Source organism: Arcobacter sp. F2176 (genome assembly GCF_004116465.1).
Lineage (GTDB): Bacteria > Campylobacterota > Campylobacteria > Campylobacterales > Arcobacteraceae > Arcobacter > Arcobacter siniprincipis.
The window spans coordinates 57,261-83,666 of record NZ_PDJV01000006.1 but is presented as its reverse complement, the minus strand read 5'-3'; the positions used below and the strand labels follow the sequence as shown (position 1 = coordinate 83,666).

General features: G+C 28.4%; 29 protein-coding genes. 7 read left to right on the top strand and 22 right to left on the bottom strand.

The features are described 5' to 3' along the window. Positions 1–2: 2 nt before the first annotated feature. Together CRU95_RS07430 and trpS are read left to right on the top strand one after the other, a co-directional pair. Positions 3–1,295: a TAXI family TRAP transporter solute-binding subunit gene (locus CRU95_RS07430; RefSeq protein WP_129100513.1), complete on the top strand. Its 1,293-nt coding sequence runs from the start codon at positions 3–5 to the stop codon at positions 1,293–1,295. A gap of 34 nt (positions 1,296–1,329) precedes the next feature. Further along, positions 1,330–2,292, top strand: a complete 963-nt coding sequence (gene trpS, locus CRU95_RS07425; protein ID WP_129100512.1) for a tryptophan--tRNA ligase — start codon at positions 1,330–1,332, stop codon at positions 2,290–2,292. A 14-nt stretch (positions 2,293–2,306) separates the two neighbouring features. Here the strand turns inward: trpS and CRU95_RS07420 are convergent, their stop codons facing one another. The 13 genes from CRU95_RS07420 to CRU95_RS07360 all read right to left on the bottom strand — a co-directional run bounded on the left by CRU95_RS07420 (position 2,307) and on the right by CRU95_RS07360 (position 15,419). Next, entirely contained in the window at positions 2,307–2,906 is a 600-nt protein-coding gene (locus CRU95_RS07420; RefSeq protein ID WP_129100511.1) for an FmdE family protein, read from the bottom strand. A gap of 11 nt (positions 2,907–2,917) precedes the next feature. Next, the gene (locus tag CRU95_RS07415) at positions 2,918–3,616 is read right to left on the bottom strand and encodes a class I SAM-dependent methyltransferase (protein WP_129100510.1); all 699 of its coding nucleotides are present in this window, start codon (positions 3,614–3,616) and stop codon (positions 2,918–2,920) included. Further along, on the bottom strand, positions 3,616–4,224 hold the full coding sequence (hisG, locus tag CRU95_RS07410; protein WP_129100509.1) for an ATP phosphoribosyltransferase: 609 nt from the start codon (positions 4,222–4,224) through the stop codon (positions 3,616–3,618). The genes CRU95_RS07415 and hisG overlap by 1 nt, the downstream gene beginning before the upstream one ends. Further along, complete coding sequence (locus CRU95_RS07405; RefSeq protein ID WP_258238657.1) at positions 4,202–4,834, bottom strand: type III pantothenate kinase; 633 nt, start codon at positions 4,832–4,834, stop codon at positions 4,202–4,204. Before CRU95_RS07405 ends, hisG begins: the two co-directional genes overlap by 23 nt. Next, entirely contained in the window at positions 4,812–5,144 is a 333-nt protein-coding gene (locus CRU95_RS07400; protein ID WP_129100508.1) for a hypothetical protein, read from the bottom strand. The genes CRU95_RS07405 and CRU95_RS07400 overlap by 23 nt, the downstream gene beginning before the upstream one ends. Before the next feature lie 79 nt (positions 5,145–5,223). Then, positions 5,224–5,898 (bottom strand): amino acid ABC transporter permease, encoded by a 675-nt coding sequence (locus CRU95_RS07395; RefSeq protein WP_129100507.1) that lies wholly within the window; start codon positions 5,896–5,898, stop codon positions 5,224–5,226. Then, positions 5,898–6,680 carry an amino acid ABC transporter substrate-binding protein gene (locus CRU95_RS07390; RefSeq protein WP_129100506.1) on the bottom strand — a complete coding sequence of 261 codons (783 nt, stop codon included), beginning with the start codon at positions 6,678–6,680 and terminating at the stop codon, positions 5,898–5,900. The genes CRU95_RS07395 and CRU95_RS07390 overlap by 1 nt, the downstream gene beginning before the upstream one ends. Positions 6,681–6,759: 79 nt before the next feature. Further along, the gene (locus tag CRU95_RS07385) at positions 6,760–7,311 is read right to left on the bottom strand and encodes a manganese efflux pump (protein ID WP_129100505.1); all 552 of its coding nucleotides are present in this window, start codon (positions 7,309–7,311) and stop codon (positions 6,760–6,762) included. Further along, positions 7,305–8,480 carry an MFS transporter gene (locus tag CRU95_RS07380; RefSeq protein ID WP_129100504.1) on the bottom strand — a complete coding sequence of 392 codons (1,176 nt, stop codon included), beginning with the start codon at positions 8,478–8,480 and terminating at the stop codon, positions 7,305–7,307. The genes CRU95_RS07385 and CRU95_RS07380 overlap by 7 nt, the downstream gene beginning before the upstream one ends. Beyond that, on the bottom strand, positions 8,467–9,684 hold the full coding sequence (locus tag CRU95_RS07375; protein ID WP_129100503.1) for an MFS transporter: 1,218 nt from the start codon (positions 9,682–9,684) through the stop codon (positions 8,467–8,469). The genes CRU95_RS07380 and CRU95_RS07375 overlap by 14 nt, the downstream gene beginning before the upstream one ends. Continuing rightward, positions 9,677–11,446, bottom strand: a complete 1,770-nt coding sequence (locus tag CRU95_RS07370) for an ABC transporter ATP-binding protein (RefSeq protein ID WP_129100502.1) — start codon at positions 11,444–11,446, stop codon at positions 9,677–9,679. The genes CRU95_RS07375 and CRU95_RS07370 overlap by 8 nt, the downstream gene beginning before the upstream one ends. Then, on the bottom strand, positions 11,443–13,227 hold the full coding sequence (locus CRU95_RS07365) for an ABC transporter ATP-binding protein (protein ID WP_129100501.1): 1,785 nt from the start codon (positions 13,225–13,227) through the stop codon (positions 11,443–11,445). Before CRU95_RS07365 ends, CRU95_RS07370 begins: the two co-directional genes overlap by 4 nt. A 98-nt stretch (positions 13,228–13,325) precedes the next feature. Next, on the bottom strand, positions 13,326–15,419 hold the full coding sequence (locus tag CRU95_RS07360) for a TonB-dependent receptor (RefSeq protein WP_129100500.1): 2,094 nt from the start codon (positions 15,417–15,419) through the stop codon (positions 13,326–13,328). A 115-nt stretch (positions 15,420–15,534) separates the two neighbouring features. Here CRU95_RS07360 and CRU95_RS07355 point away from each other — a divergent pair, with 115 nt between their 5' ends. The 5 genes from CRU95_RS07355 to CRU95_RS07335 all read left to right on the top strand — a co-directional run bounded on the left by CRU95_RS07355 (position 15,535) and on the right by CRU95_RS07335 (position 19,240). Continuing rightward, on the top strand, positions 15,535–16,512 hold the full coding sequence (locus tag CRU95_RS07355) for an AraC family transcriptional regulator (protein ID WP_129100499.1): 978 nt from the start codon (positions 15,535–15,537) through the stop codon (positions 16,510–16,512). Positions 16,513–16,620: 108 nt separating this feature from the next. Next, positions 16,621–16,920, top strand: coding sequence for a metal/formaldehyde-sensitive transcriptional repressor (locus CRU95_RS07350; protein WP_013134343.1), 300 nt, complete (start codon positions 16,621–16,623; stop codon positions 16,918–16,920). A gap of 11 nt (positions 16,921–16,931) precedes the next feature. Beyond that, on the top strand, positions 16,932–17,912 hold the full coding sequence (locus tag CRU95_RS07345; RefSeq protein ID WP_129100498.1) for a cation diffusion facilitator family transporter: 981 nt from the start codon (positions 16,932–16,934) through the stop codon (positions 17,910–17,912). 88 nt (positions 17,913–18,000) lie between these two features. Beyond that, entirely contained in the window at positions 18,001–18,768 is a 768-nt protein-coding gene (locus CRU95_RS07340; RefSeq protein WP_129100497.1) for a threonine/serine exporter ThrE family protein, read from the top strand. 1 nt (position 18,769) lies between these two features. After that, entirely contained in the window at positions 18,770–19,240 is a 471-nt protein-coding gene (locus tag CRU95_RS07335) for a threonine/serine exporter family protein (RefSeq protein WP_129100496.1), read from the top strand. Here the strand turns inward: CRU95_RS07335 and mgtE are convergent, their stop codons facing one another. The 9 genes from mgtE to trmD are packed head-to-tail and all read right to left on the bottom strand — an operon-like array spanning position 19,241 to position 26,323. Then, the gene (gene mgtE / locus CRU95_RS07330) at positions 19,241–20,614 is read right to left on the bottom strand and encodes a magnesium transporter (RefSeq protein WP_129100495.1); all 1,374 of its coding nucleotides are present in this window, start codon (positions 20,612–20,614) and stop codon (positions 19,241–19,243) included. A 1-nt stretch (position 20,615) separates the two neighbouring features. Further along, positions 20,616–21,251, bottom strand: coding sequence for an SDR family oxidoreductase (locus tag CRU95_RS07325; protein WP_129100494.1), 636 nt, complete (start codon positions 21,249–21,251; stop codon positions 20,616–20,618). Continuing rightward, positions 21,248–21,856, bottom strand: a complete 609-nt coding sequence (locus CRU95_RS07320; protein WP_129100493.1) for a DedA family protein — start codon at positions 21,854–21,856, stop codon at positions 21,248–21,250. The genes CRU95_RS07325 and CRU95_RS07320 overlap by 4 nt, the downstream gene beginning before the upstream one ends. Beyond that, a complete protein-coding gene (locus tag CRU95_RS07315) occupies positions 21,856–22,665 on the bottom strand; it encodes a metal ABC transporter permease (RefSeq protein WP_129100492.1) in 810 nt (269 codons plus the stop codon). The genes CRU95_RS07320 and CRU95_RS07315 overlap by 1 nt, the downstream gene beginning before the upstream one ends. Further along, positions 22,659–23,417: a metal ABC transporter ATP-binding protein gene (locus CRU95_RS07310; protein WP_129100491.1), complete on the bottom strand. Its 759-nt coding sequence runs from the start codon at positions 23,415–23,417 to the stop codon at positions 22,659–22,661. The genes CRU95_RS07315 and CRU95_RS07310 overlap by 7 nt, the downstream gene beginning before the upstream one ends. Beyond that, positions 23,418–24,659, bottom strand: a complete 1,242-nt coding sequence (locus tag CRU95_RS07305; protein ID WP_129100490.1) for a spore photoproduct lyase family protein — start codon at positions 24,657–24,659, stop codon at positions 23,418–23,420. It abuts the gene before it with no gap. Continuing rightward, positions 24,656–25,180 carry a nucleoside phosphorylase gene (locus CRU95_RS07300; RefSeq protein ID WP_129100489.1) on the bottom strand — a complete coding sequence of 175 codons (525 nt, stop codon included), beginning with the start codon at positions 25,178–25,180 and terminating at the stop codon, positions 24,656–24,658. The genes CRU95_RS07305 and CRU95_RS07300 overlap by 4 nt, the downstream gene beginning before the upstream one ends. Before the next feature lie 41 nt (positions 25,181–25,221). Next, a complete protein-coding gene (gene rplS / locus CRU95_RS07295) occupies positions 25,222–25,578 on the bottom strand; it encodes a 50S ribosomal protein L19 (RefSeq protein WP_013134329.1) in 357 nt (118 codons plus the stop codon). Positions 25,579–25,633: 55 nt separating this feature from the next. After that, positions 25,634–26,323: a tRNA (guanosine(37)-N1)-methyltransferase TrmD gene (gene trmD / locus CRU95_RS07290; protein ID WP_129100488.1), complete on the bottom strand. Its 690-nt coding sequence runs from the start codon at positions 26,321–26,323 to the stop codon at positions 25,634–25,636. Positions 26,324–26,406: the final 83 nt, after the last annotated feature.

Genomic DNA, 26,406 nt, shown 5'->3' with positions numbered 1-26,406 from the left:
TTATGAAATATAGTTTTTTGAAAATATCTATTCCCATTTTAATTGTTATTATTGCTATGTTTGCTATAACATCAAAGTTTATTCAACCAGCTCCTATTAAAAAACTGGTTATTGCAACTGGTTTAAAAGATGGCAATTATTATAAAATAGCAACTGAATATAAGAAGCTTTTAGAAGAGAATAAAATAGATGTAACTTTACTTACTACAAAAGGTTCAGTTGATAATATAAAACTTATAAAAGAGGGAAAAGTAGATATTGCCTTTGCACAAAATGGAATATTAAATATTTCTGAACCAAATATAGAATTTTTAGGGAATATTTACTATGAACCCTTATGGATATTTTATAAAAATGACCAATACAAAATTGATTATCTCATTCAACTAATCACTAAAAAAATATCAATTGGTGAAGATGGAAGTGGCACTAAAGATTTATCAATGAAACTTCTAAAAGATAATGGAATAGACAATAGCAATAGCACAATTTTATCTCTTGATACTCAAACTTCAAAGAAAATGCTTCTTGATGGTAAAATTGATGCTATGTTTATGGTAACTTCCCATAAATCACCTGTAGTAAAAGAGTTACTTGAAGATCCAAAAATAAATGTATTAAGTATAAAAAGAGCAAAAGCTTATGGACAAAAGTATGGATTTTTGGCAGCTTTAACTCTTTATGAAGGGACACTTGATTTATATAAAAATATTCCAGAAGAAAATATAAATTTATTATCTACAAGTGCTAGTTTATTAGTTAATAAAAATGTTCCAGCAGAACTTACTCGACTTTTTTTAAAACAAGTTAAACTAATACATTCAAAAGAGTCTTTATTTGCAAAAGAGAATCAATTTCCAAATTTATTAAATACAAACCTTGAAATAAACAAAGAGGCAAAACAATACTTTACTAATGGAGATACTTGGTTAGAAAAGATTTTTCCATATTGGATTGCCTCTAATATTGATAGATTAAAGCTTCTTTTAATTCCATTATTAACTTTAATGTTCCCACTTTTTAAAGGCATTTTTCCTTTATATCAATGGAGTATGCGTTCAAAAATATATAGATGGTATAAAATATTAAATAAAATTGACAAAAAAATAGCTACAGCAAGTAATGAAGAGTTGGAAAAATTTAATGAAGAACTTGATGAATTAAGTATTGAAATACAAAAAGAGACAAAAGTTCCCTTATCTTTTATGGGTGAATATTATAATTTGATGGTTCACCTGGAACTAATCCAAAATAAAATCAAAGAGAGACTAAATCTAACACAAATCAACAATTAGATATAATTCTGAAATTTTTTATAAGGACTAAGATTTGAGAATACTTTCAGGAATACAACCCTCAGGAATTATTCATATAGGTAACTACTTTGGAATGATTAAAAAAATGATTGAATCACAAGATGATGGTGAACTTTTTGCCTTTATTGCTTCATATCATGCATTGACAACTGTAAAAGAAAAAGAGCTTTTAGAAAAAAATATCTTTGAAGTAGCAGTAAACTTTTTAGCACTTGGAATGGATCCAGAAAAATCAACTTTTTGGGTACAACATCATGTAAAAGAAGTACTAGAGTTATACTGGCTTTTATCAAATCATACATCTATGGGTTTACTTGAACGAGCACATTCCTATAAAGATAAAGTAGCTCGTGGTTTTCAAACAAACCATGGACTATTTTCTTATCCTGTACTTATGGCTGCTGATATTTTAGTATATGACTCAAATATTGTACCAGTAGGAAAAGATCAAATCCAACATGTGGAGATGACAAGGGATATAGCAAATAGTTTTAATAACCACTATAAAACTGATATTTTAGTATTGCCAGAAGCAAAAGTTGATGAAGTTGTTGCAACAGTTCCGGGAACTGATGGAGCAAAAATGTCAAAATCTTATGGAAATACAATTGATATGTTTGGAGACGCAAAAACAATCAAAAAGCAAGTTATGGGAGTAGTAACTGACTCTAAAGGATTAGATGATGTAAAAGATCCTACAACATGCAACATTTACAAACTTAGTGAACTATTTATGAATGAAGAAGAATTAGCAGAGCTAAGACAAAGATATGCAACTCCTGGTGAAGGATATGGACACTTTAAAATGACCCTATTAGATAAAATCAATGAGCATTTTGAACCATATGCCCAAAGAAGACAAGAGCTTTTAAATAATCCAAAAGAAGTACATGAAATACTTGCATTTGGAGCCGAAAAAGCTGGCAAAGTAGCAAAAGCTAAAATGGAAAAAATCAGAGATATAGTAGGACTATAAAATAAAAAGTGTAGTTAAACTTTAACTACACTTATTACCTCATCAACTTTATTAAATATCTCTTCAACTCTTTTTTGCCAAAGATTTCCAAACTCTTTTATCTCTTCTTCATTTGCTTTTTTTGAAAGAGATTTTTGCATCAAAAATTGAAGTTCTTCACTCATGTTTATTGAACTTGTATCATAAAAAACATCTACACTATTTTTTGTATCAATCCTTGTAAATCTAGCATTTGAAGAAATATCTTTTTCAAAAAACATCAAATGTCTTCTATCAAAATTACCAGACAAACCTTTAAATCCAGTATCATAAGTAGCACCAGTTATATTAGACATAACATTTGAGATAACTCCTGTGACACCATCATTTTGTTTACTTGAAAACTCTATTTTAATTTCGCCTCGAACTGGTATTTCATTTGTATACAACTCTTCTAAAGCTTTATATGTCATAAGATATGCACCTAAAACTGTAGGACAAGAGTGCCCTGCACTTTTTACTATCTCTTTATATGAGAAGACAAGTTCACCATCACTGAAGGCTCCTAAAAAGCTAGAAAGATTATCTTTTAATTTTATTTGGGGAATTTTGTCAAAAAATTCTGGGTAGTTCATAAAAAATCCTTTTAAGATTTTTTACAGATATATATTTCCTTATCACTTTGACCGTAATCATGCAGATTAAAATCAATTACTCTTTCAACTTCAAAACCAGACTCTTTTAGAAGTTCTTTTAATTCATTTCTTTCATAGTAATATTGAATAATAGCATCATTCTCTTTTTTGAAAAGATTGTTTTTATCTTGTGTAAAAAGGGTAATATCTGTAAATAGTTTCTCTTCTTCAAAAGTAGCATCTATAACTATAAATTTATCACCTAAATCCATACTCAAAGTTCCTTGTGCCACATCTTCAAATCCAAAAAGTGAGTTTACATCAAAAATAAAATATCCGCCTTGATTTAAAACAAGATTCATCTCAGTAAAAAATGTTTTTACATCTTTTTTTGGTATATAATTAATAACATCAAAAATTGCAGTTGTGCAATCATATTTTTCTTTTACTTCATTTAAAGGCAAACTTGCTACATTTTTGATGCCATTTTTTTTACAGATTTTTATTTGTTCACTACTTAAATCTATACCGTAAGAGTTTAACTTTAAAGAAGCTAATTGATTTAAAAAAGACCCCTGTCCACAACCTACATCTAAGATATTATCGAGTTTCTTTTCTATTATTATAGAGATAAATTCACTATGAAGTCTAAAAACCTCATCTTCAAAATCTAAATATTCTTCTATTTTTGCATATAAATTTAAACCCATTATAAAACTGCTTTGATTCTTTCTCTTAGTTCTAAGATTTTATCTTTTTTTGCATAATATGAATTCTTGTTTGCTATTAGGTGTGCACTACTTAACATAATAGTTGGACCTACTTCTAAGCCATTTTGTTTCATTGTTTCACCTGTTTCTACAATATCCACAATACAATCACTTAGATTAACTAAAGGTGCAAGTTCTATAGAACCATAAAGTTTTATAATTTCAACAGCCATTGCTTTTTCTTCGAAGTATCTTTTTGCTATTTTTTCATGTTTTGTTGCAACTGTAATTTTACTTTTTGTGAAGTCTAACTCTTCGCCCTTTCTAAGACCAAAAGCAACTTTACACTTTCCAAGTTGCAAATCAAGAAGTTTGATTAAGTCGTACTCTTTTTCTTCTAAAACATCTAAGCCAACAACACCTAAATCAGCCGCTCCATGCATTACATAAGTTGGTACATCTTGGTTTCTTACATTTAAAAACTTAAATCCACTTTTCTCTAAAATCAATTTTCTTTTTTCAAATATAAACTTTTCACCAAAAGCTTTCTCAAATTTGTCTAAAGTCTCTTCTGCGATTCTTCCCTTAGGCAATGCAATTGTTAGCATCAATAATCCTTTTCATGTTCTTAAATATCAAATCTTTTTTATATATACTATTTTCAAAATATTTACTAAATAGCTCTCCGTCGCCACCTGTAAAAATGATTTTTCTGTTTTTGCTTACTTCTTTGATTGGTAAAATAATAGATTTCATCATGGCATATGATATAGCATCTTTTGTTTGAAGCGGTATTTTATCCAAATTTATATTTATATCAAAATCAAAATTTAGTTTTTTAGAGATTTTAGGGTAAGTATTCATATATGCTCTACAACCTGGTAATATAAAACCACCAGAATGTTTCTCATCCATAATATCAACTGTTATGGCACTTCCTGCATCTACAACTACACAATGTTTTTCAAAATAACAAGCAAGTGCTCTATCTATTCCCAAGCCTTTATATTCTGTCTCAAACTTCATTAGCTTTTCTATATTTTTTGCTTGTGGATTTGATTTTATAAGTTTTTTAGAACCCTTATCATTTACTGAGACAAAATATATTTCATCATCAAATTTTGGTAATTCTTCGTCTAATAAATATCTTTTATCTTTACCATTTATCAAAAAATGGTATGTACTATTTCCTATATCACATAAAATCAATATCAACACTCCATTTATTATCCACAAGTAATTTTTTAGCTTTTGAGCATAAAGGTGAACCAATGAGCAAAATCTTTTTCTTAAAATTATGTTCTTTATAAGCACTTAGTTTTTCAAGAAGTTCCATCAATTCTTCCGCAGTCTTTCGTATAAATCGACTTTTTGAGTTATGTAATATAATAGCATAGTAGTTTTTATCAATTCCAGTTGCACAATAAATTTCAACTTTTTTTCGACTCCCAATAGTTTTTGGGTCTATCTTTTCTATTGATTTAAAAATAATATCTTTTTTGTTAAAATAGTTGGTTAAATCTTTCAAATATGATTTCCTTATAAAAAAAATATTGTATCAAAAAAATCGTTTAAAAGTGTTAAGGGTAAATTATAAGAATGAATAACTAAACAGCATAGGCTTTATTAAGTTTCTTTTCTAATTTCTTTTGAATATATGTAAATACTAAAACAATAACCCAATAAACTAATGCAACTGCAAGAAATGACTCAAAATATTTATAACTACTAGAAGCTTCAAGTTGAGCTTTTGCCATTATTTCAGGTACACCTAGTGTAAATGCAAGAGATGTACTTTTTATTAAATCAATGAAGTTATTCATCAAACTTGGCACTGCAACTCTAATTGCTTGAGGTAATATAATATATATGAAAGTTTGTGTGTTTGACAAACCTAATGAAGAAGAAGCCTCAAATTGACCTTTGTCAATTGATGAAATAGCTCCTCTAATTGATTCTGCCATGTATGCAGAAAAGTGTAAAGATAGACCAGCAATTGATGCAGAATATGCATCTAAATTTGCAAAAACTGGAAATATTTGAGGAAGTCCATAATATAGTAAAAATAGTTGAACTAATAAAGGAGTTCCCCTTAAAAATGAGATATACAAATCACAAAATTGAGAAATAACTTTTACTTTATATGTTTTCATTATAGCAATTAATATTGCAATAAATAGTGCTATTACAGTTCCTATGAGTGCCATAGATACTGTAATATCAATATATTTAAATAGTATTGGGAAAATTCCCAATGCGTAATCTACATCAAATGTTTTCATTATTTATCTGTAATATTAGTATCAAACCAATATATAGAGATCTTTTTTAATGTTCCATCTTTTCTAAGTTCTTCAATAGCTTCATTTACTTCTTTGATCAATGTCTTATTTTTTTCATTTTTTACAAAAGGAAAAGAGTTTGTCAATATTTCAAGAGGTTCCCCCACTATTTTTAAAGGCAATTTAGTTTTTTTAATAAGTTCAACCGCAGAAGTTCTATCTTGAACAAAAGCTGCTATTCTATTTAATTTTACATCTTGTTCAAATCCATTTCCTTCATATGTTACAAGTTCAATTTCATTGTTTTTATCTAAACTTCTTACAATTTGTGCATAATTTGTACCTAAAGTTACACCAACTTTTTTACCTTTTAAGTCATCAAAAGATTTTATATCATTATTATCTTTATTTATGATAATTTGCGCACCATCGTATACATAAGGAGTTGTGAAGTCATATTTTTCTATTCTTTTATCTGTCATTGTTACTTGGTTTGAAATAGTATCAATTTTACCAGTTTCTAACATTCCAAATAGTCCTGAAAACTTAGCAGTTTTAAACTCAATTTTTGCATTTAATTTTTTACCAATGGCATTCCAAACATCAATTTCAAACCCTTGTAGTTTATCATCTTTATAAAATGTAAATGGAAAATATGCACCTGAAGTTCCAACTTTAATGACTTTTTCATTTGCTGTTGTATCTGCACCTTTTTTCTCATCTGAACAACCTATAAATAATAGAGTTGATAAAGTAAGAAAAATTAATGTTAATTTTTTCATTAATAGCCTTTTATTTCTTTTTTGGAATTTTACACACTTTTGGTTAATCCTTACTTACTTTTTATTTGTATATTGTAATTTATAAGTTAATATTTTGAATAAGAATTTTAAATGCAATAATTATTAAGATTATTCCACCAAATATTTCAGCTTTACTTTCATACTTTTTAGTTCCTTTTGAGCCAATCATAACACCAATAAAACTAAATATAAATGTTATAATTCCAATAATAAATAGTGATAAATATATATTTAAATTAAATAAGTGAAGTGAAAAACCTGCAGCCATAGCATCAATACTTGTTGCTATAGCTAAAGTAAATAATATTTTTGTTGAGACTTTTGTTATCTCTTCTTCAACATTTTCTCCTAGCGCTTCCATAATCATTTTAATAGCAATTATAAGCAATAATAAAAATGCAATGATATAATCAAAACTACCAATATAATCTTTTAATCCAACTCCACCTAAATATCCAATAAATGGCATTAGAGCTTGGAAAAAACCAAAATATAATCCAGCTTTTAATGCTAATATTTTTAAGTTTTCATTACTTTTTATTCCAAGTCCAATAGATACAGCAAAGGCATCCATACTAAGTGCAAATGCTAAAACCAAAACCTCTAACATATCACTTTTGTCTTTTTGTATAACAAGCTAACTGCAAACAATATTATAAATGTAATTCCCGCAAAAACAAATGGGAAATTAGGATTTATTGAATACAAAATAGTACTTAAAAGTGGTCCAACTATTATTCCAAGACCTTGTGCTGAAGATACTGTCCCAGCTGCAATTCCTTGTTCATGAGCCTCTACACTATTTGCTGTAATTGCTAAAAATGCAGGCATTATCATTCCTAGCCCAATAGTTCCTATACAAAAAGCCATCGTTAATTCTTCTTTTGTGGTAATTATTCCTATTAATAAATAACCAATAGCACTAAATGTTGCACCTAAAGTTAACCAATTTATAGGTTTTACAGATTTTAATTTTGAAACAACAATTTGAGTTAAGATAAAAACGACTCTAATAATGGCTAATATATAACCTGTGATTTTTGCTGTTTCAATCTCATTCGTTTGAAATCTATCTAGAATAAAAAATCCTAAACAAATTTGTGATGTGACTATACTAAACATTGTAATAAATGATGCAATCATTGGAAGTCTTAATCTTTTATCTAAAAAATGCAAAGGTGTGTCTTTTATTTTTTCTATCTTTCTATCTTTTTCTAAAAAGAAAAGGGCAATAAAAACAGCAAATAAAGGCAAAATCGCAGCAGCATATAAAGGAATAGCTAACCCATAAGTTGCCAATGCACCGCCAATAATTGGACCTAAAATCATCCCTAAGCCATTTGAGGCACCTAAACTAGCCATATATGAAGTTCTTTTTCCAGATTTTACTTTATCAGCTATTAAAGCATTACAAACTGGCGGAATTGCTGAATAAAAGACTCCTATAAGTAGTCTAGTTATTATTAGAACTATAAAAGAAATAATTACCAAAGGTGGAGTAATAACAGCATAATTTACAAATATTGCTAAGAGTAAATAAGATATGAAAAATCCAAAAATACTTAATAATAAAATATTCTTTCTTCCAAAAATATCACTTTTTTTACCCCAAAATCTTGACAAAAATATCCAAGCAATACCAGCAAGTGCTACCATAACACCGGCATGCCACTCTTGCAAATTTAGTTTTCTAATAATTGGACCTACTACGGCTAAAAATGCCATCATTGAAGAAACACATAAAATAGTAATCCCTATTAATGGTTTAATCTCTTTCATTTATAATTCCTTTAAAAAATAATACTACATATATCATTGAGATAAATGAAAATAATGAGGAAACAATAATCATCGTGTTATATCCAAAAATTCCAGATAAAGAAATACCAAATACACTAGCAATAACACCTGTTAACATTAAAGGTGTAAACTGTAAAGCATATTCAGTTGTAGGTGATTTTGTTGATAATTGATCCATCATAAGCGCATGAATAATTGGCATAGAAGCACTATAACTTATAAAAATAATTCCCATAGATAAGGAAGCAAATAAAATATTTGAGTGACCATTAACAAGAAATAATAGTGTTAAAAAACCAAAACCTTCAAAAATACTAATACTAATAAGCATCGTTTTCCTTGAAAATATTCTTAATAAAAAACCACTAATAACGGCTGCAATAACACCTATGACACTTCCAACTACACCATTTATAAACCCAATTTTATCTAAAGAATAACCAGCATCTACCAATATTGGAGTTAGTAAAGCATAGGACATACTCATTCCTATTGGATAAATTATTAATAAAATAAGTAATAACAAACGCCCCTTTTTATTCCAAAATTGATAAAAAAGTCTCCATGAAATATCATGGATTGTATGTTCAACTTCACACTTAGATTCTTTATAAAAAAATAATTGAATAAGAGTAATAGTTGTAATAAAAGCTAAAAGTAATATAGTAGCACTCCAACCAAAATACTCATAAATGGCTAAAGCTCCCCCAACGCCTACAATATTTCCAATAATTCCTCCTGTTGTTTTAAGAGTACCTCCCAATCCTCTTTCATTTATATTTAAAAGTTTAAAAGCTAATCCCTCTGTTGCTATGTCTTGACTAGCTGCTAAAAGTCCCACTAAAACCAAAGATATAATTATGATTAATTTATCTTCAATAACATCAAAAAAAGAAGAAAAAGAGTTTGATATAATCAATAAAAGCTGAACTATTTTAAGAAAACTAGAGTAATATCCCTCGTGTTTTGTAACATATCTATCTACCCAAGGAGCCCATAAAAACTTTACAACCCAAACTAAACTAATTAAAGAAAAAAAGCCTAATTGTTCCAATGGCATGCCACTTTTTCGCCAGATTGCAATAATTGCAACTGAAAAGAAAGAAAATCCCACATATTGAGTAATATATAAACTAGCTAATAGAAAAATAGATTGGATATTCAAAGCAGAACATTTATGCATCCAGACTCCATTCTTTTACTCTTTGTTGAGCAGACCACATATCAAAATATTTGTCTTTGTTATTTACTAATTCATTATGAGTACCCATCTCAATCACTTCTCCATTATCTAATACAAGGATATTATCTGCACTTGAAATAGTAGAAAGTCTATGAGCAATTACTATTACTGTTTTATCTTCAAGAAGTTTATCAATAGCTTTTTGTACAGCGACTTCACTTTGAGTATCAAGAGCAGCAGTGGGTTCATCAAGAATTACTATGGGTGCATTTTTTAATATAGCTCTTGCTATACTTATTCTTTGCTTTTCTCCTCCACTTAAGCTTCCACCAATATCTCCTATTGTTGTATTATAGCCAGCAGGTAACCTAGAAATAAACTCATGACAAAATGCACTTTGGGCTGCAATTTCTACTTCTTTATCCGTAGCATTTTGATTTGCCATACGAATATTATTCATAATAGTATCATCAAATAAATATACATCTTGAAATACCACTGAGATATTTTTCATCAAATCTATTGAACTCATATTTTTTATATTTATTCCACCAATTTTAATACTTCCAGTTTGGGGATCTGAATATCTCATAATCATTTTTGTAAGTGTTGTTTTACCACAACCTGAATGTCCAACTATAGCTGTCATTGTTTTATTTGGCATAGAAAAACTTACTTTTTTAAGTGCATTTGTTTTCTGATTTTCATAAGCAAAACTTACATTATCAAAAGTAATATCAAAAGTTTCTGCCTCTTGATATGGTTTTTCTATAATTAATGGATAAATAGCGAAAATAGCTTTTATTCGATTAAATGCTGAATCCATGATATCAAATACTGAAACTACTCCTAAAAAAATAGATAAGGGTTCTGATAATCTAGATACAACAATTACAGCAGCAGCTAAAGTTATAATAGATAAGCTATTATCTAATATAAAATATGAGCCTATAAAAACCAATGCCAATAAAGTTATTTCAATCAAGATACCCATAAGTACAAAGGGAATTTGTCCTTTATTTAATCCTTCTTTTTGTACTTCTTTTACATGGGCTATAGAATCATGTAAATTTTGAGCATTCACTCCAACCTTATTCACAGCTCTTAATACAGGTAAACCTTGAATGTATTCTATAAAATCAGCTTCTAAAATTGCATTTGCTTTATTAAATTCAACTTTTTCTTTATTTGAATCATTTCTTTTCCAATTATAAAGAGGAATAGCAAATGGCAAAATTAATAAAATCAATAAAGCCAATCGATAGTCAACGAAGAAAGTAAAAATAACAATGGTTATTGGTACAATTATGATTTGTAAAAACATAGAAGCAATCATCCCCATGTGTAAAACAGACTCATCCACATTACTTGAAAAGATTGAATTTAATTCTCCAGTTTTATACCTTGAAAGTTTTTCTAAAGGCATTTTTCTAAGTGCAACGCCGAGTTTTGTTCTTATATCATGACTTATTTCTACTATATTACCCGTATAATCAAAATCATGCCCTTTCCATTTTGCCCAAAATGATATGACACTAAACAAAGCCATTACTCCTAAATATAAAAAAGTATTTGATAAAATAAATGTCTCTGCAAACATTGATTTTAACATAGGATAAAACATACCAAAAGCAAGACCTTGTGATACAAAAGCCAAGGTAAAATATATCAAACTTTTTTTAAACTCATTTTCTTTATCACCTGCTAATTCTAAAGTGAGTTTATAAATAGTAGAAATAGAGGTAAATTGATTCTTTTTCATTTTTCAGCTCCTATATGTTGCATATCCCAATTTTGAGCTTTTTCATAATTGCTCCAAAGATTTGCATAAATCCCTTGCATCTGTAAGAGTTCTTCATGCTTTCCTTTTTCTTTTATTTCACCATTATCAAATACTATGATTTGATTAACATCTTTTATGGTTGAGAGTCTATGTGCAATTACAATAACTGTTTTATTTTTCATCAGATTTGCTAAAGCTTTGATAATTTCTTCTTCATTTTCAGGATCAGCAAAAGCAGTTGCTTCATCAAGCACTACAATAGGAGCATTCCTTAAAATCGATCGAGCAATCGTAATTCTTTGTTTTTGACCACCTGAAAGATTTGTTCCTCTATCTCCTGCCATTGTTTCATAGCCATTGGGTAAACTTTGGATAAATTCATGAATTTGAGCTGCTTTTGCAGCTTGTATCATATCTTCGTCACTAGCATTATTATTGGCTATTTTTATATTATTTCCAAGGGTATCATTAAATAAAAAGGTATCTTGAAACACAAAGGAAACTGTATTCATTAAAGTTTCTGAATCAATATTTTTGATATTTACATCACCTATTTTAATAGTTCCACTTGTTACATCCCAAAATCTAGGAATAAGTTTTGCTACAGTACTTTTCCCTGCTCCACTTGCTCCTACAAGTGCCGTTACTGTATTTTTAGGTACTTCAAAAGAGACTCCTTTAAGTGCGTAATTATCTTCTTCCTTATATTTAAATGAAACATTTTCAAATACAATATTGGTATTTTCGATTTTTTCTTTTTTATCACTTATTTTTAGAGTAGGAATTGCCATAATTTCTTGTATTCTTATAGCAGCTGCAGTTGATTTTTTGACAAAATTACTCATCCACATTAAAGGTATCATTGCATCTGCCATTCCTGTACTTACAAGTAAAGCAGCAATAAAAGGAGCAAATAAAAGAGTGCCATTTATCATAAAAAATAATCCAGCAATACTTATAGCTAAAAGCGTTGGCATAGGACTTAGTATAGTCATAGATATTCTAGCTGGATTACTTGTTGTTGCTATCCACTCTTTTAAATGCATACGGTATCGATCAAGTGAATTATTATATCGTTTAAAAGAAGTTGTACCATCATCAAATGTTCTAACAACTGGCATTGCTTGAATAAATTCAACAACTGCTTTATTGATTTCGGATTGGCTTTGTTCATAATTATTCCTATAATTCACCGAATCCTTCATCACAAGACTCATAAGAATGCCACCAATTAATAATACACCAAAAGCAACAAAAGCTAATCGATAATCAATAAAAAATAGTGCTATCATTGAAGCAATAGGAGAAATAATTGCTTTTGCCATAAAAGGTGTATTATCTGCCACAAAAGCATGCAAGTTTTTCACATCATCAAGTAAAACTTTTTTTATCGCACCAGTACCTATAGTTATTATATGACCTAATGGAACTTGTGACATATGAGTAGTAATCTTTACTCTTAAAATTTGTTCTAACCTAAAAGCTCCAAGATGAGATATTACAAAAGAATAATACTTAGCCAGAAATGAAAAAATTGTAATTACAGATAAAAGAATCAAAGATTCTTTTAATTCAAAGTTTATTCCAAATAAACTAATAGACCCACCTGATGTCAACCCTATAACGTATGCTAAAAGGACGAATCCCATAACTGAAGTAATTGCGCCAATAGCTGATAAGAACATCGCAAATTTTATATAAATATTAACTGGAGCAATAATACTCCAAAGTCCTTGTTTTTGTTTTTCATATTTTTTCATATATTTGTCCTAAAGTTTAAATAAAGAGTATATAGATATTGATAACTTATATCAATATCTATTTTAGGTTAAAGGGATTATTTTTTGTTAAGTTGGTATTAAAATTTATAAATTGCACCTACACCAAAACGTCTAGGTTCATTAAACCCAACCCAAGATCCACCACTTTTTGACATATATGAATTAACATAATCTTCATTAGTAATATTAGTAATATAACTATATATATCCCAATCACCAACTTTATAACCAACTTTTATATTTGATGTAATTCCTCCGTTTGATTCAATCATTCTGTCACTATTTGCCCCATCAATAAAAGTTGTTTCTCCTCTTGAATAAATATCTAATCTCCCATATAAACCTTTTTCTTGTATATAAGCGATCCCTAAACTAGCCGTATAATTTGGAGTATATTCTATTTTATTCCCATCAAATTTTTTAGTTCCATTATCATAGTCATCATATTTAGCTTGTATAAAACCTACTGCTCCTGATAATTCTATATTATTAGTTAAATAATACCTTCCATCAACTTCTATTCCTTGAGAGTGAGCTTTCTTTGCATTTGATGTTTGAAAAATAGTGCTTCCACTTAATTGTTTATAAACATGAATATCTTCAATATTCATTCTAAAAATTGAAGCATTAATAGAATAATTTTCGCCCAAGTATTTCATACCAATTTCATAATTAATTGATTCTTGTGGCTCAAAAGTATTGTCTTCACTACTTGAATTTGAGGGGTAGTAGTTAAAGCCACCTGGCATATAACCTTTTGTAATAGAAGCAAAAGTTTTTAAATTATCATTAACTTTATATGAAATAGCAACTTTAGGTAAAAAACTATTCCAAGTCTTTTCATCATTATAATTTATATCAGAATTTGATACACCTCCCCAACTTGATTTAGCAATAGCATCTATCTCTTTTTTTATTTTTTGATACCTAGCACCTAAGGTTAATTCAAATTTTTCTCCCAAAGGAATCATTGTTTGCCCAAAAATTGCTTGAGTTTTACTATTACTTGTAGAATATGCATCTCCTACATAAATAGCCCCCATATAAAGTTGTTCTGCTCCATAAGGACCTTGTTCTCTTTTTTCTTTATCAAAATAAACACCACTAATCCACTTTATATCTTGATTTTTACTTGTAAGTTTAATTTCTTGTGTCCAAGTATCTGTGTTTGTATAATTGAATTGTTTTAAGCCATCATTAGTATTATTTGCTTGGTTATCAGTATCATACTGTCCATCTAAATCAAACTTTTTATGTGTAGTTGTTGAATCAATCTTAAATTTTTCCACTTCATATGATAAATTTATTGCTTGAGATTTTACTTTTGTTTTTTCAAATGTCGGCACATCAAAATTTACATTCTTCGCTGTTTTACGTTTTAAGCTATTTATATCTAAACTCGGATCTGAGCCAAACCCATCAATAAAGTAATTTTTCTTGTAATTATCAGTTAATGTTAATTTAGTCAAAAATTCATCACTTGCTTTATATAAAAAAAACCCACTTGTTTTTCTATCTTGCTTTTTATTAGCATTTTTATTCATGCCTTCATGATGATTAGTAATCCAACCATCATCACTTTTAAATGATCCATTTATTCCAGCAAATAATTTATCTTTGATTAAAGCTCCACTAGCATTTAGAGTTGTTCTCATATAGTTATAATTGCCATATTCAGCACCTATTGCTCCTCTCCATTCATTTTCAGGTGTTTTAGTAATAATATTTATAACTGCACCTATGGCATCTTTCCCATAAAGTGTACCTTGAGGTCCTCTTAATATTTCTATTTGTTCTACATTAACCAATGAGGGATCAAAATCATATCTATCATAATAAGGAACACCATCTACATAAATGACAACAGGATTATTATTTGTAAACATAGAACTATTCAATCCTCTAAATGACAAATTAGTCCCCATCCCTGTATTTCCTCTTATATTCATATTAGGTACTTCTTTTACAACATCAAAAACTTTTTTTATTCCTTTTTCTTCTAATTCTTCATTTGTAATCACCGTAATACTTTGAGGTACATCAGATATACTTTCTTCAACTTTATTTGCACTTACCATTACCTCATCAAGTGTAACGTTTTGATTAGCATATAAAGTAGAACTCACAATTAAGGAACAAGTAATATATTTCACTAAATTTACTTTTTTCATTTTCTCTCCCTAGATTAATGATATATTAAATAATTCTGGATTATAATAATAATAATTCTCAACTTCAAGTATGTTTTTAAGAAATCAGTATTTTTTTTTAATATTAAGGGATAAAATGTCTTATAATTTTACATTAAACAATATGAGTGAATTTATGTGTTCATCAACTTTAAAAGAAGATTACAAAATCAATTTCCCAGATAATCTGGGTTTTATGTCATGCAAAAAAGAAATTGTTACTGAAGATATTTTTCTTTTTAAAACACATGCACTTGCAAATAAAACTCTTGCTTTACAAGCTATCTCTGAAGTAAAGGGTTTAGTAATTAGTATCATATTAGATGGTAAAATACACTATAAAGATAATATGAACAATCAAGTTGAAACTTTTAAGAAAAATAATCTTTATATAAAATATATAAATGAATATGATTCCACTACTATAATAGATCAAAATTCTTCATCAAAAGGAATAGGAATAATTCTAAGAAATGATTTTTTAGAGAAAAACTTTTTAAATCACTTTAGTCACATAAACGATATAAAAGAAAAAAATTCAAATAAACTTCCATCATTATCTATTTATAGAAAAGATATTTCAAAAAATCTCCACCTTGCTAAAGAATTATATAATTCTCCTTTTCATGGAGGATTACACAATATTTATTTACAAAGTAAATGTTTAGAAATAATTTATAATGAATTTAATGAAATATTATCTTGTCCTAAATGTAATACAAAAGAAAAAATAAAACTCTCAAATGAAGATATAGAAGCTTTATATAAAGCTCGAGATATTATACTTTTGACCCATGAATTCCCGGATTTAAGTACTTTAGCAAAGGAAGTAGCTATTAATGAATTTAAACTAAAATATGGATTTAAAAAACTTTTTAGTACTAGTCCTGGGAATATGATACTTGAACAGAAAATGTTACATGCAAAACAACTTTTAGAAACAAGCGAATACTCTATTGCAGAAATTGCAAACTTTGTTGGATACAAATATCAACAAAGTTTCAGTAATGCATTTATTCATTTTTTTGGCCTTCGTCCTATAGATGTAATTAAAACAAGAAACTATTATTATTAATTTTCAAAAGAACGATAATTATCTTTTATAATAATTTAATATTGATTATCAATTGAATTTAAGTTAAAATTATATACTATAGGGGGTATACTATACTAAGGAATAAAAATGGCATATTGTTGTGATGTGGAGAGAAAAAAGTTACAAAATAGGATTAGCAGAATTCATGGGCAAGTTCATTCTTTAAAAAATAAATTTAATGACGAAAAGTTCAATTTAGATAATGACCCTTATGAAACCATTAGACAATTGACTGCTATAAAAGGTGCTGTAAGCGGTATGATAAGTTCTTATATAGAACATTATGCAAAAGGTCACTTAATAGAAAATATAAAAAAAGGCACAAGCTCAGAAGCTGAAGCACAAATTGATAATCTATTAGAAATAATCAAAGTATATGGAAAATAAAGGAAATAAATATGGGAACTTGTAAATTTGGGTTAAATGATCATAAGCCTTTTCTTGATGATAAAAACCATCATGATCATGAACACGAACATCATCATGGGCATAATTGCTCACATAGTCATGAAAAAGAACATTCACATGATCACTCACATGACCATAGAGGAACAGATAAAAAAGTATTAAAGTGGGCATTAGGTATTACACTTATTACAATGTTTGCAGAATTCTTTTATGGCTTTTTATCAAATTCATTAGCTCTTGTTTCTGATGCTATACATATGTTTACGCACTCCTTTGCACTTATAATTTCACTTTTAGCAATTATAATTGCAAGTAAACAAGCCCCACTTGAAAAAACTTTTGGATATTATAGAGCTGAAGTTTTAGCTGCATTTATAAATGGTATAACAATAGTTTTATCTATTTTGTGGATTATTTATGAAGCCATTGAACGATTTTTAAATCCTGAAGTTATTGATATAAAAATTGCTATGATTGTGGCGACTATTGGACTTGTTGTAAATATTATTACTGGTGTAATTTTAATGCAAGGAGATAAAAATAATATTAATTTAAAATCATCTTTTATCCATATGTTAAGTGATGCTCTATCTTCTGTAGCAATTATTATTGGATATATAATAATTTATTTTACTCATTGGTATTTTGTTGATATTATATTAGCAATATTAGTTGCTTTTGTTATTGGGAAATGGGCAATAGGTATATTAAAAAGTTCTACAAATACTTTAATGGAAACTTCTCCAGTAGAAATAGAAAGCGTAAAAAACTTTATAGAAAAAAAAGATAAAGTAATTGAATTACATGATGTACATATTTGGGAAATTACCCAAGATATGTACAATATGACGGCACATGTCAAAATTGATTCAAAATATATTGATAATTATGAAGATATCTTACATAATATAAATCATGATTTAAAAAAGAAATTTAAAATCGTACATACAACATTTCAGTTTGAGTGGTAAGAGTTTTTAATAAATATATTATTTTTTATACAATTATATTCATTAGTTTTTTAATAAAAGTGATAAAATACTTTTATGGAAAAAACTAATGAATTATGAAGAACAAACTGAAATTACACGAGCTGTTATAAAATCAGCTGTATTAATGTTAGAATTTGGAGCTGAAAGTATTCTAATAGAACAAACTGCACAAAGACTTGGTCGTGCTTTAGGTGTTGATTCTGTAGAGATATCTTTAATACCTTCTGCTATTGTTTTAACTACTTTAAAAGACTCCCAATCAGTAACTACAACAAGGCGTTCACATCACAAACCAATTAATATGTCAATTGTTTATGATGTACAAAAAATGACAATAGATGCTGAGAAAAATCCTAATTTGACTGCTGATTATATAACTACTACTTTAAAAAATATAAAACCAAACTATTATAATAGATGGCTTGTGGTTTTTATGGTGGGCTTGTCTTGTGCTTCTTTTGGATACTTAAGAGGTATAGATTTTAATGGCTTTTTTGTAACTTTTTTCGCTTCTTCAATTGCTATGATAATAAGACAAGAATTAGCAAAAAAGAAATTTGTATTGATTTTAACTTTTGGAATTACTGCTTTTTTTGCAACAGCAATTGCACACTTAGCATCATATTTTAATATTAGTTCCACTTCAAATATTGTTTTATCAGCTTCTGTTTTGCTTTTAGTTCCCGGATTCCCATTTATAAACTCAATGCTTGATGCAACTAAGGGATATTTATCAATGGCTTGGGGTCGTTGGATGCAAGCTTCACTTTTGACACTTGCAACTTCTATTGGAATAATTATTGCCATGTCAGTTTTTAATATAAAAGGATGGTGAGATGATTGATACTTTAGAAAATATTCTTTTGCATGCTATTTTTGCAGCTATTCCAGCTGTTGGATTTGCTATGCTTTTTAATGTACCAAAGTCAGCACTAAAATATTGTGCTATGGGTGGAGCTATTGTTTATACTTGTAGAGAATTTTTTATGACTTTACATTTGACAATAGAATTATCAACATTTTTAGCTTCTGTTATTATTGGAATTATTGCACTTTATTGGTCTAAAAAAAACTTAGTTCCAAGACCTATTTATACTGTTGCTTCTATTATTCCTATGATTCCAGGAACTTATGCTTTTACAGCCATGATAAGTTTAGTTGATATGAACTCCCATGGAGTGAGTATGGAGTTAATTGCTATTTTTATTGACAATGGATTAAAATCAGTCTCTATTATTGGAGCAATTAGTTTTGGTCTTGCACTCCCATCACTGTATTTCATGAGGTATAAAAGACCAATAATCTAATTATAGAAGTATTAAAGTTGCAAGTCCTAAGAAACTAAAGAATCCAACAACATCAGTAACAGTTGTAAGTAATACTGTACTTCCAATTGCTGGGTCTATTTTTAATTTTTGCAAGGTCAATGGTATAACTGCACCAAAAAAACCTGCACTAATTAGATTGATAACCATAGACATTGCAATAACAAGTCCTAATAAGGGTAATTTAAACCATAAATATGCTATTACTCCTATGACTCCTGCAAAAAGCAAACCATTTACCAAAGATATTATTACTTCTTTTATTATAGTTTTTTTTGCATCTTCATTTTCAATATCACCTAAAGCCATCTGTCTTACAGTTACGGTTAATGTTTGTGTTCCCGCATTTCCACCCATAGAAGCTACTATTGGCATAAGTACAGCAAGGGCAACAAGAGATTGTATAGTTGCATCAAACATACCAATTACAATAGAAGCAGCGATTGCAGTAAGCAAGTTTACACCTAACCAAATCGCTCTACTTTTACCGATTTGATACATACTCTCTTCTTGCTCAGCTTCATCATTAACCCCTGCCATGTTATAGATTTGCTCAGTTGCACTATCTTGGATAATGTCATAAACGTCATCTGAAGTAATTCTACCAATAAGTCTATTTCTATTATCCACAACAGGTAAACTAGATAAGTTATAGTTTGTAACCATATCTACCACTTCTTTTAGGTCAGCTTTATGGGATACATTATAATTTCTTAGTTTATCGCTTGGAACATCAGAAAACTTCATATCATGTTCAAAAATAATAAGCTCTTCTAATCCAACACTTCCTAAATAAACGCCACGCTTATCTGTAATATGACAATGCCAAATATTATCAACTTCTCCAATCTCTTTTAACTCTTTTAACCTTTTTATTGCATCACCAATTTTTTCATCTTCTCTTGCACTAAAAAGCTCTGTTTGCATATAAGCACCGGCTTCATCATCATTATAAGAGATAAGTTGTTCAAGTAACTCTTTATCTTCATCATCAAAACTTTCTAAAATCTCTTGTGCTAATTCTTCATTATCTTCAGAAATATTTTGGATAAAGTCAGCTGCATCATCGGTATCCATACTCGATGTAATTGCAACTATTTTTTTAGTACTGATATGATCACTAATCTCTTCTTGAACAATATCTGGCATCTCAGATAAAACTTCAGCAAGAAGAGCACTTGGAATTCTTTTAAGCATTTTAGAGTATTCATCTTCATCAATATCTCTAAGTTTTAAAAGTTGTTCAGAGATATCATAAGGGTGAACGCTATTGTTATTATCTGTTTTAAACTCTAATATTTCACTATTAAGTATTTCAACTAATTGATCAAGCTGTTCTATGTTTTTATCATTCATATTAAATCTTCTTTTTTATCTCTAGTTTTTGAGGCCTAATTGTTATATCAGTAATAACACCATTATAATTTATGATTTCTAATACACTTTTTGCAATATCGTCTGCTATTAGATATGAATTTTTACTATCTCCTGGTTCAAAATTAAAATCGTCGAAAAAATTTGTTTTTGTAAGGTCTGGATTTATTGTTGTAACTTTTACATCACTTCGTCTAAGCTCTTCAAATAGTGCTAAACCAAAATTCCTAAGTCCTGATTTTGTAGCAGTATAAAGTGCTGAAAACTTTGAATGTCTTGTAGCTTCAATTGAAGCTACATTTATAATATGTCCCTTTGTCTTTTTCAAACTTCTAAGGAGTAAATTTGATAAAATTATTGGTGCTGTTAAATTTACATCAATTAACTCTTTTATTTTAGCTAAAGATATCTCTTCATGGGGTTTAAAAATACCAATACCTGCACAATTTACCAAAATATTGATATCGTTCTCTTTAAGTAAAGATTTTATCTCTTTTTCTAAAGAATCAAAATCATTTAATCTACTTTTTAGTTTTATAACTTCATAAGCATTACTTTCTAAAATATCAGAAATAGCTTTTCCAATTCCTGAGTTATATCCTGTAACTATTGCTTTCATACTTTTAAACTTTTTCTTTTAAAATTTTTATAATAAAGGTATGCAACTATACTTAATACTATTAAAATAGCAATAATAATAACTCTTAAATACTCTTTGATTAAAAGTTGATTATCTCCTATAAAGTACCCTACTAAAACTAATATTATAACCCAAATAGCAGCACCTAAACTAGTATACAAAGAGAATAAAAATATATTCATTTTTGCTAAACCTGCTGGAAATGAAATATATTGACGAACAGCTGGAATCAATCTTCCTGAAAAGGTTGAAATATTCCCATGATCTTTAAAAAACTTTTCCATTTTATTTATAGTCTCTTCATTTATGAAAAAATACTTTCCATATTTAATTAAAAACTTTCTTCCAAATTTTACGGCTAAATAATAGTTAAACAAAGCTCCAGATAAACTTCCCAATACTCCACAAATAATTGCAATACTCATACTCATCTCGCCTTTAAAGGCTAAATATCCAGCTGGTACCATAACTACTTCACTAGGAAAAGGGAAAAAAGAGCTTTCTAGGAACATCATAATAAATATTCCTATATAGCCTAAACTCCCAACTGTTTGAACGATGAAGTCAACTATTTCATGTAACATTAAGCACCAACTCTAATTTTTTTATATATTATAAACATAAATAGTGACATTGCGCTTACAATTATTATAGTTGCCCCTGAAGTTAAATTATATGTATAAGATAAATAGAGTCCAACTAGCGTAAAAAGTGAAGATAAAAGAGCTGATATTATCATCATTCCATACAGAGAATTTGATAGTTTTTCAGCAATATATATGGGAATTGTCAAAAGAGCAATTACCAAAATCAATCCCACAACTTTAATTGCAATTACAACAGTTAATGCTGATAAAACTAAAATAAGTGTATAGAATACTTTTACATTTATTCCTCGTAATGAGGCATATTCACTATCATATGAGACAGCCAAAATGTCCCTATAAAAAAAACTTACAATAGTAATTATAAAAGCAACTAATGTTCCCATAAAAACTAAATCATCTTTTCCAACTGCTAATATTGATCCAAACAAATAACTCATCAAATCCACATTATACCCAGGTGTTAAATCAACTAATATAATTCCAATAGCCATACCACAAGCCCAAATAAGACCAATAAATGTATCTATTCTTTCCCTTTGATAAAGAGTCAAATATGACATTAAAAGTGCAGCCCCAATTGAAAATACAGTAGCTCCTAAAAAAATAGGAAGTCCAAAATAAATAGCAATACCAATTCCACCATAAGAAGTGTGTGCCATCCCACCTGCTAAAAATACCATTCTATTTACAACAATCAATGAGCCAATAATTCCAGCAGCAATACTAACTAACAATCCTGCAATAATTGCATTTTGAATAAATGAATAATTTAATGCTTCTAACATCTGCAACTCTTTTTAGTACCAACATTAGTTCCAAGTAATTGAAGCATTTCAACTTCACAAAAATGATTATCAGCATTTGGAATATCACTTTTTCTATTTGAGATATCATGAAAAGTCAATTTTTTATTTATATGAGCTACTTTTGAAGCATACCCCAAAATAACCGAAATGTCATGGCTAACTACAACAATTGTAATTGATTTATTTAAAAGTTTTAATAAATCATAAATCTGTTTTTGTCCATCAACATCAATACTAGCTGTTGGTTCATCTAAAAGTAAAATTTTAGGATGAGCACAAAGTGCACGGGCTATCATTACCCTTTGCCTTTGCCCTCCTGAAAGTGTTCCAATTTTTACATTGGCAAAATCTTGCATACCAACTTGTTCTAAAGCACCCATAGCACAAGCAATCTCTTCTTTTTTATAGCCAAGTAATGGTCGCTTATGTCCAACATGGCCCATCATTACTACTTCAATTACTTTTATTGGAAAATTTACATTTACATTTGTATTTTGAGGAACATACCCTATTGTAGAAATATTTTTTTCAACCTTAGAACCTAGGAATTTAATTTTCCCTTTTTTAACTTTGTTTATTCCCAAAATTGCTTTTAATAAGGTAGATTTTCCTCCACCATTAGGTCCAATAATTGCTAAAAAATCATTCTCTTTTATTGTTAAACTTATATCCTCAAGAATAACTTGTTTATCATACGAAAAGCTTAATTTATCTATTTCAAGTATATTCATTTATCTTCTTTTATTTATTTTGCTTAAATACGACATTTTCATCATATCTTCCATTTGATTGTTAGAAAAATATTCATAACCAAAACAATCTTTCCAAAGTTTGTGGTCTTCCATGCATAAATAGAAGTATACCTTATTGTGCCATGCTTTAAAAGAGTCATAGGCAAATTTAAACATCTCTTTTTTTATTTCATAGGGATATGATTGTTTTTTATTTATCTCTTCAAAGGGCATTTGTAAGATTTTTGATTTAAAATCTCTACTTTTTATTTTATTTATAACTGGTTTTATAAAGGTAAGTGTTCCAAAGGATACTAAAGCTACATCATCTGGATTAAATTCAGCTATTAATTTATCAAAAACCTCTTTATACTCATCTAAATAGTTTTCATAATGAACAATTGGATGAAAGTGAAAGCCTACAATTACACCTTTACTTGCTAAAGCTTTTGCAGCATCAACTCTTTGCTCTAATGTTGCTGTTAGATGTTCTTCATTTTTTATGATTGTAGGTGTATTTAAGGACCAAGTACAAATAATATTTGCTGGAACATCATTTTCCAAAAAGTATTTTATGTTGTTTGATTTTGTTTTAAACTCTAAAATAACATTTTGGTTTTTTCTTGCAAAATCAAATAGTGCATCTAAAAGACCATCTTTATTTCCCCACATAAGAGAATCAGAACTCTGTCCTGTTCCTATATGATAAGTATAATTTGGATCAAGTTTTAGTTTTTTTAAATTATCTTTGAAATTTACATCAAAGCCTATTTTATCTTGATTGTAAAAGGATTGAATAGAACAATAAGAGCAATCAAAACCACAAGACTGAACCGCATCTAAAGTTAGTAAATTACAACATCTAGTACTTTCACTTGCAACAGGACAAGAACCAAGACCAACACTCTCTTTTTTTATCTCATTAAAAGAGAATCTTCTAGGTTTTTCGTAAGCTTTTTCATCAAAACTTTTATATGAGTTTGAAGATGACTTTAACTCTTCCCAAATCTTTCTTATATGATTAAAGGCATTTTTTCTTGAAGGATACTTTTCTTCAAAAACTTCATAAAGCTCTTTTTCATTCCACATATTAAAATCAATTGCAAAATCGATTAGTTGTTTTAACTCTTGATATGAAAAAAGATATTTTAAATATATCTCTTTGATAAACTCTTTATTTTTCTCTTTTAGATTTTCATAATTAGTTTTTGTAATGTGCTCATTAAATTTTTCTATACTCATATATATTTTTCCCACGATTTAAAGCTTTTTTGAATAAGCTCAATAACAAATGATTTTTTAGGAATTGTTACATCTAAATAATCAGAAACCACCTTAAAAATATATACATCTTTTATATATTTTAAACAAATTTCTTTAAAATGTGAACTTTCCATATCTACTAAGAGTGTTTCTAAGTTTTCATCACTATTAAGAGGTTCCTCAACTGTAGTAATTGGTGCAAAATTTATATTTAGTAGTATTCTATTTGTACAAAATAGTGTCCCTATTTTTACACTTTCATCACAACACCCTACAATTCCAACATTTATAGCTTTTTTAATATTATAGTTTTCAAATACATATTTTAAAGAATCTATAGTATTTTTTTTACCCATACCTGAAACTATTAAAATAATATTATCATTAAAAAATAGTTTGAAATTTTGAACAGAAATGTCTTGTTTGAGTTTATAGTAGTTGATTAAATATTGTGCTTCTGGTTGAAGTGCTGTATGAATTAAGACTTTAAAGTCAAGCATAAGAAGAAAAAGTCGAAGTAAAAACTTCGACTAATAAAAGATTACTTTTTAAGCTCTTTAATTCTAGCTTTTTTACCAGTTAATCCTCTTAAGTAATGAAGTTTAGCTCTTCTTACTCTACCTCTTCTTATTACTTCAAAAGTTTTAATTGACTCTGAATATAATGGGAAAATTCTTTCAACACCAACTGAGTTAGCTCCAATTTTTCTTACTGTAAGAGTAGCGCTTACACCTTCAGCACTTCTTGCAATAACAATACCTTCGAAAGACTGAACTCTTTTTTTCTCACCCTCTTTAATTTCAATACCAAGTCTAACAGTATCACCCGCTCTAAATTGAGGAATCTCTTTTTCTGCAATTTGCGCTGCTTCAAAGCTCGCAATGTATCTATTTTTCATTGTATTTCCCTTTGGTGAAAGTGCCCGCATTTGCAAGTTGCGGGGTATCACACTTCTATTTTATTTTTTTATTCGTGATTAAACCTGGTCTATAATATTTTGTTTTGCAAATAGCCAGATTATTTTTCAAGTCGGCAATTTTACTATGATTTCCCTTTAAAAATTCTTTAACTATACTTAATTTTTGGAAATTTTCAGGTTTTGTAAAAGATGGAGCCTCTAAAAGATTATTTTCATAACTTTCCATTACTAATGAGTCAGCATTTCCAAGTACACCTTCAACATTTCTAGAAATTGCATCTGCCATAACTAATGAAGGTAATTCTCCACCAGTTAGTATATATTCACCTATACTAAATACTTCATTTGCATACTTTTCTATAACTCTTTCATCAATTCCTTCATATCTTCCACTTACAATAACTATGTTTTTTTTCTTTGCTAATCTTTTTGCATCTTTTTGATTAAAAGGTTTTGCAGCAGCTAATGGAAAAATAATGTAAGCATCAGGATTTTTGATTTTTATTTCATCTAAACAATCAAATAGTGGTTGGGGGGTCATTAACATCCCTGCTCCTCCGCCAACCATTTGTTTATCTGTCTTTTTATGTTTATTTTCTGTATAATCCCTTGGATTATAAAATTCATATGATATAAAGTTATCTTCTACTGCTCTTTTTAATATTGAATCATAAAAATAAGGCTCAATAAGATTTGGAAACAGTGTTACAAATGTAAATTTCAAATTATTATTTTCATACTTAAAAAAGTATGTTACCCCTTTTCTTTTTTGAAAGTCTAGCATAATAATTTTTATTTGTAATTAAG

Coding starts and splice junctions, on each gene's coding strand:
- CRU95_RS07430 (WP_129100513.1), top strand. CDS start 3: ATGAAATATAGTTTTTTGAAAATATCTATTCCCATTTTAATTGTTATT.
- CRU95_RS07420 (WP_129100511.1), bottom strand. CDS start 2,906: ATGAACTACCCAGAATTTTTTGACAAAATTCCCCAAATAAAATTAAAA.
- CRU95_RS07415 (WP_129100510.1), bottom strand. CDS start 3,616: ATGGGTTTAAATTTATATGCAAAAATAGAAGAATATTTAGATTTTGAA.
- hisG (WP_129100509.1), bottom strand. CDS start 4,224: ATGCTAACAATTGCATTGCCTAAGGGAAGAATCGCAGAAGAGACTTTA.
- CRU95_RS07395 (WP_129100507.1), bottom strand. CDS start 5,898: ATGAAAACATTTGATGTAGATTACGCATTGGGAATTTTCCCAATACTA.
- CRU95_RS07390 (WP_129100506.1), bottom strand. CDS start 6,680: ATGAAAAAATTAACATTAATTTTTCTTACTTTATCAACTCTATTATTT.
- CRU95_RS07385 (WP_129100505.1), bottom strand. CDS start 7,311: ATGTTAGAGGTTTTGGTTTTAGCATTTGCACTTAGTATGGATGCCTTT.
- CRU95_RS07380 (WP_129100504.1), bottom strand. CDS start 8,480: ATGAAAGAGATTAAACCATTAATAGGGATTACTATTTTATGTGTTTCT.
- CRU95_RS07375 (WP_129100503.1), bottom strand. CDS start 9,684: ATGCATAAATGTTCTGCTTTGAATATCCAATCTATTTTTCTATTAGCT.
- CRU95_RS07370 (WP_129100502.1), bottom strand. CDS start 11,446: ATGAAAAAGAATCAATTTACCTCTATTTCTACTATTTATAAACTCACT.
- CRU95_RS07365 (WP_129100501.1), bottom strand. CDS start 13,227: ATGAAAAAATATGAAAAACAAAAACAAGGACTTTGGAGTATTATTGCT.
- CRU95_RS07360 (WP_129100500.1), bottom strand. CDS start 15,419: ATGAAAAAAGTAAATTTAGTGAAATATATTACTTGTTCCTTAATTGTG.
- CRU95_RS07355 (WP_129100499.1), top strand. CDS start 15,535: ATGTCTTATAATTTTACATTAAACAATATGAGTGAATTTATGTGTTCA.
- CRU95_RS07350 (WP_013134343.1), top strand. CDS start 16,621: ATGGCATATTGTTGTGATGTGGAGAGAAAAAAGTTACAAAATAGGATT.
- CRU95_RS07345 (WP_129100498.1), top strand. CDS start 16,932: ATGGGAACTTGTAAATTTGGGTTAAATGATCATAAGCCTTTTCTTGAT.
- CRU95_RS07340 (WP_129100497.1), top strand. CDS start 18,001: ATGAATTATGAAGAACAAACTGAAATTACACGAGCTGTTATAAAATCA.
- CRU95_RS07335 (WP_129100496.1), top strand. CDS start 18,770: ATGATTGATACTTTAGAAAATATTCTTTTGCATGCTATTTTTGCAGCT.
- mgtE (WP_129100495.1), bottom strand. CDS start 20,614: ATGAATGATAAAAACATAGAACAGCTTGATCAATTAGTTGAAATACTT.
- CRU95_RS07325 (WP_129100494.1), bottom strand. CDS start 21,251: ATGAAAGCAATAGTTACAGGATATAACTCAGGAATTGGAAAAGCTATT.
- CRU95_RS07320 (WP_129100493.1), bottom strand. CDS start 21,856: ATGTTACATGAAATAGTTGACTTCATCGTTCAAACAGTTGGGAGTTTA.
- CRU95_RS07315 (WP_129100492.1), bottom strand. CDS start 22,665: ATGTTAGAAGCATTAAATTATTCATTTATTCAAAATGCAATTATTGCA.
- CRU95_RS07310 (WP_129100491.1), bottom strand. CDS start 23,417: ATGAATATACTTGAAATAGATAAATTAAGCTTTTCGTATGATAAACAA.
- CRU95_RS07305 (WP_129100490.1), bottom strand. CDS start 24,659: ATGAGTATAGAAAAATTTAATGAGCACATTACAAAAACTAATTATGAA.
- CRU95_RS07300 (WP_129100489.1), bottom strand. CDS start 25,180: ATGCTTGACTTTAAAGTCTTAATTCATACAGCACTTCAACCAGAAGCA.
- rplS (WP_013134329.1), bottom strand. CDS start 25,578: ATGAAAAATAGATACATTGCGAGCTTTGAAGCAGCGCAAATTGCAGAA.